3 protein-coding genes are annotated in these 3,800 nt (G+C 75.3%); 1 reads left to right on the plus strand and 2 read right to left on the minus strand.

The window, feature by feature from the left end:
* Window positions 1–37: 37 nt before the first annotated feature.
* Window positions 38–637: a carboxymuconolactone decarboxylase family protein gene (locus tag DVA66_RS18060; protein WP_114561288.1), complete on the minus strand. Its 600-nt coding sequence runs from the start codon at window positions 635–637 to the stop codon at window positions 38–40.
* A gap of 33 nt (window positions 638–670) precedes the next feature.
* A complete protein-coding gene (locus tag DVA66_RS18065; protein WP_114561289.1) occupies window positions 671–1,435 on the minus strand; it encodes an SDR family NAD(P)-dependent oxidoreductase in 765 nt (254 codons plus the stop codon).
* A gap of 73 nt (window positions 1,436–1,508) precedes the next feature.
* On the opposite strand from DVA66_RS18065, the gene DVA66_RS18070 reads away from it, so the two are divergent.
* A partial coding sequence (locus DVA66_RS18070) for a polysaccharide lyase family 8 super-sandwich domain-containing protein (protein ID WP_114561290.1) occupies window positions 1,509–3,800 on the plus strand: 2,292 nt, incomplete at its 3' end.

Consider the following 3,800-nt stretch of genomic DNA (forward strand, 5'->3'; position numbering starts at 1 on the left):
GGGCTGAGGGCAGCCGTCCGCTCGGACGTGGGTCCGCTCAGCCGGCGGCCGGCCGGCCGTACCCGACGGCCTCGCGGACCACGGGCGGGGCGGCGCGGAGCAGCTCGGCGTCCGGGGCGGCGCCCAGGGCGTCGTTGACGGTGGAGAAGGCCTGGCGCAGCGCCACGTAGAGGGTGAGCCCGACGACCTGCCGCTCGTCCAGGCCGGCGTCCCGCAGCGCCTGCACGTCGTCGGGGGAGGTCCGGTTGGGGTCGCGCACCACGGCCCGGGCCCACGCCGCCAGCGCGTGCTCGACCGGGTCGTCCAGCGGCGCCCCGGACAGCACGGCGCGCGCCACCTCCTCCCCCGCCACCTGGGCCAGCCGGGTCCCCCAGGCCAGCGAGCAGTAGGCGTCGCCCAGGGTGGCGGCCATCGCGGTGACGACCACCCCCTTGCGGCGCAGGTCCAACCCGGCCAGGTCGGCGGCCAGCACGGTGAGCTCGGTCCAGCGGCGGTGCGCCTCCGGCACGTGGGCCCACAGCCGCGTCAGGTTCATCACGTAGCCGACATCAGCCACGTCGTCGGCGAACATCTGCTGCGCGGCCTCCGACGGCGGTGCCCCGTCGAGGAAGCCGGCGCGGTGCTGGTCAGCGGCCATCGCGTCCCCTCCTGCGACCAGCATGGCACCGGCTCAGCGCGGTGGCATCCGGAGGGCTCCGTCGAGGCGGACCACCTCGCCGTTGAGCAGCGGGTTGGCCACCAGGTGCTCGACCAGCGCGGCGTACTCCTCCGGACGTCCGAGCCGGGAGGGGTGCGGCACCAGGGCCTCCAGCGAGGAGCGGACCTCCTCGCCCAGCCCGGCCATCATCGGCGTCTCCATCACCCCCGGTGCCACCGTCATCACGCGGATCGCGGAGGAGGCGAGGTCGCGGGCGGCGGTCAGGGTGAGCGCGGCCACACCGCCCTTGGAGCTGGCGTAGGCGGCCTGGCCGATCTGGCCGTCGTAGGCGGCGACGCTGGCCGTCATCACCACGAGCCCGCGGTCGCCGTCGGTGGGCTCGTTCCCGCTCATCGCCTCGGCGGCCAGCCGGAGCACGTTGAAGGTGCCGAGCAGGTTGACCTCGACCACGGTGCGGAAGTGCTCCAGGCTGTGCACGCCTCTGCGGCTGAGGATCCGCCCGGGCGTGGCGACCCCGGCGCAGCTCACCACCACCCGCAGCGCCCCGAGGTCGGTGGCCCGCTCGACCGCCGCCCGCACCTGGTCCTCCTCACGGACGTCGGCGGGGACGAAGACGGCCCGCTCGCCGAGCTCGGCCGCCGCCTCGGCGCCGGCGGAGGTGGGTAGGTCGACCAGCACCACGGCGGCGCCGGTGGCCGCGAGCGCGCGGGCGGTGGCCCGTCCCAGGCCGGAGCCGCCACCGGTGACGAGGACGGAGTCGGACGCGGACAGCTGCATGTCCCGACCCTAGCCAGCACGCACCGACGGTGGTGGGATGGGACGCACGCCGCCACCCCCCGGAGGTCCCCTCGTGCCGATCAGCCGCCGACTGCTGCTCACCGCCGCCCCCGCCGCCGGGCTGCTCACCATCGCCTGCCCGTGGCCGGCCCGCGCCGACACCGGCGGGGACGACCTGACCCGGGTGCTGGCCAACACCGTCGCCTCGCTGGCCGGGACGGAGGCGAGCAACGCGCACCCCGCCGTCCAGCCGTGGCTGGCACGCCAGGAGGAGACCGCCCGCAGCCGGCTGGCGGCGATGGACGCCGCCGGCCCCGGCGAGCTGTTCGCCGGCGTCCCGCTGGGCAGCGACGACGCGCTGCTGGCGCGCACGGCCGGCTACCTGCTCGACATCGCCCGGGCCACCCGGCTGGCCGGACGCCGCTCCGGGCTCACCGACGACGTCGCCGTCCAGGACAGGGTGCTGGAGGCCGTCGCCTGGCTGCACACGCACCACCTCGCCGACCAGTCGAAGGGCTACTACGGCAACTGGTTCAACTGGGAGATCGGCGTGCCCGGGTCGCTCACCCGCACCCTGGTGCTGCTGTCCCACCGGCTGCCCGAGCACCCCGGTCTGCTGTCCTCGCTGGTGCCCACCCTGGACGCCTACCTGCGCCACGGCGAGGACGGCGACGTCGACCTGGACTCGCGGTTCCACACCGGGGCCAACCTGGCCGACATCACCACCAACCGCATCCTGCAGGGGGCGCTGACCGGGGACAGCCAGCGGGTCAGCGCCGCGATCGGCGACCAGCTGACCGTCTACGCCACCATCGACCCCTACCACCTGCGGCACGGGGTGACCGACGGCCACTACGCCGACGGCTCCTTCATCCAGCACCACTCGGTGGCCTACACCGGCTCCTACGGCAAGGCGCTGCTGGCCCGCGTGGTGCAGACGACCGGCATGCTGCGCGGCACCTCCTGGGCCTCCGGGGCGGAGCTGGTGGAGGTGGTCCAGCAGTGGGTCCGCGACGGGTTCGCCCCGGTCGTCTTCGAGGGCTGGATGATGGAGGCGGTCAAGGGGCGCGCCGTCTCGCGGACCACCACCGGCTACACCGACGTGGCCGCCGTCGTCGAGGCCGTGGTCGACCTGGCCGAGCTCAGCGAGGGGGCCGAGGCCGAACGCCTGCGCAGCTGGGTGGCCTACCTGAGCGAGGCCGCCGGCCCCGCGATCGACCCGCAGGGCTTCGGCTCGCCGCTGAGCATCGCCCGGCACGCCGACGTGCTGGCCGACCCGGCCGTGCAGCCGGCCGACCTGGTGCCCGCCACCTCCCACAGCGCCTTCGCCGCCATGGAGCGGAACGTGCACCGCCGCCCCGGCTGGGCCTTCGCGCTCTCGCGCAGCTCGGAGCGGATCAGCAGGTACGAGTACATGAACGGGGAGAACCTGCTGCCCTGGTTCCAGGGCGAGGGCACCCACCACCTCTACCTCTCCGGCCAGGACCAGAGCCGTGTCTTCGGTGCCGACCACCTGGTCACCGTCGACCCGGCGCAGCTGCCCGGGGTGGTGGCCCCCGTCGAGCAGCGGCGCAGCGTCCCCGACCTCTACGGCACCCGGTGGTTCGAGGACCCCGACCACCCGCTGGGGTTCACCTCCTCCTCGGAGTCGCAGAACACCTACGTCTACTTCCCGGTCGGCACCTCCGCCCACTCCGGCGGCGCCCGGCTCGGCGCCTACGGCACGGCGTCGATGGTCCTCTCCGACGACGTGGCGCACCGCGATGCCGAGCGGGGTGTGCTCCCGCCCGAGCTGGTCACCTGGGCCAACGCCCGCGCCACCCGCTCCTGGTTCATGCTGGACGAGGAGGTGGTCCTGCTCGTCGCCGGCGTCTCCGACCCGGCCGGACGCGACGTGCTGGTCACCCTGGACCGTCGCAGCACCGCCAGCGCCGCCGTCACGGTGACCGGACGGCTGCGGGACGGGAGCCCGTGGACCGGTCCGGGCCGGGCCGACCTGGCCTGGGTGCTGTGGGCGGACGAGACCGACCGGGTGTCGGTCGGCCAGGTGCTGCTGGACACCCCGGAGGTCGACGTCACGCTGGAGCAGGTGCGGGCCAGCCGGCGGGTGGTCCGGCTGTCGAACCCGGCCAGCACCGCCACCCGAACGGTGTTCGGCGTCGAGGTCGGGCAGCCCGCCGGCGCGGAGCCGCTCGCGCTGGCGTGGGCCCTGGTGCCGGGCGCGGACGCCGCGGCGCTCGACGCCTACGCGAGCGGGTCGGGGACGTCCGGCGGCGCGCTGCGGGTGCTGGCCAACACGACCGCGCTGCAGGCGGTGCAGCACACCGGCACCGGGCTGACCGCGGTGAACACCTTCGGCGCCGGT

The organism is Desertihabitans aurantiacus (assembly GCF_003344635.1).
Taxonomy (GTDB): Bacteria; Actinomycetota; Actinomycetes; order Propionibacteriales; family Propionibacteriaceae; genus Desertihabitans; species Desertihabitans aurantiacus.

Bases quoted from the DNA above. Each gene is read 5' to 3' on its own strand.
- DVA66_RS18060 (WP_114561288.1), bottom strand. From the start codon at position 637: ATGGCCGCTGACCAGCACCGCGCCGGCTTCCTCGACGGGGCACCGCCG.
- DVA66_RS18065 (WP_114561289.1), bottom strand. From the start codon at position 1,435: ATGCAGCTGTCCGCGTCCGACTCCGTCCTCGTCACCGGTGGCGGCTCC.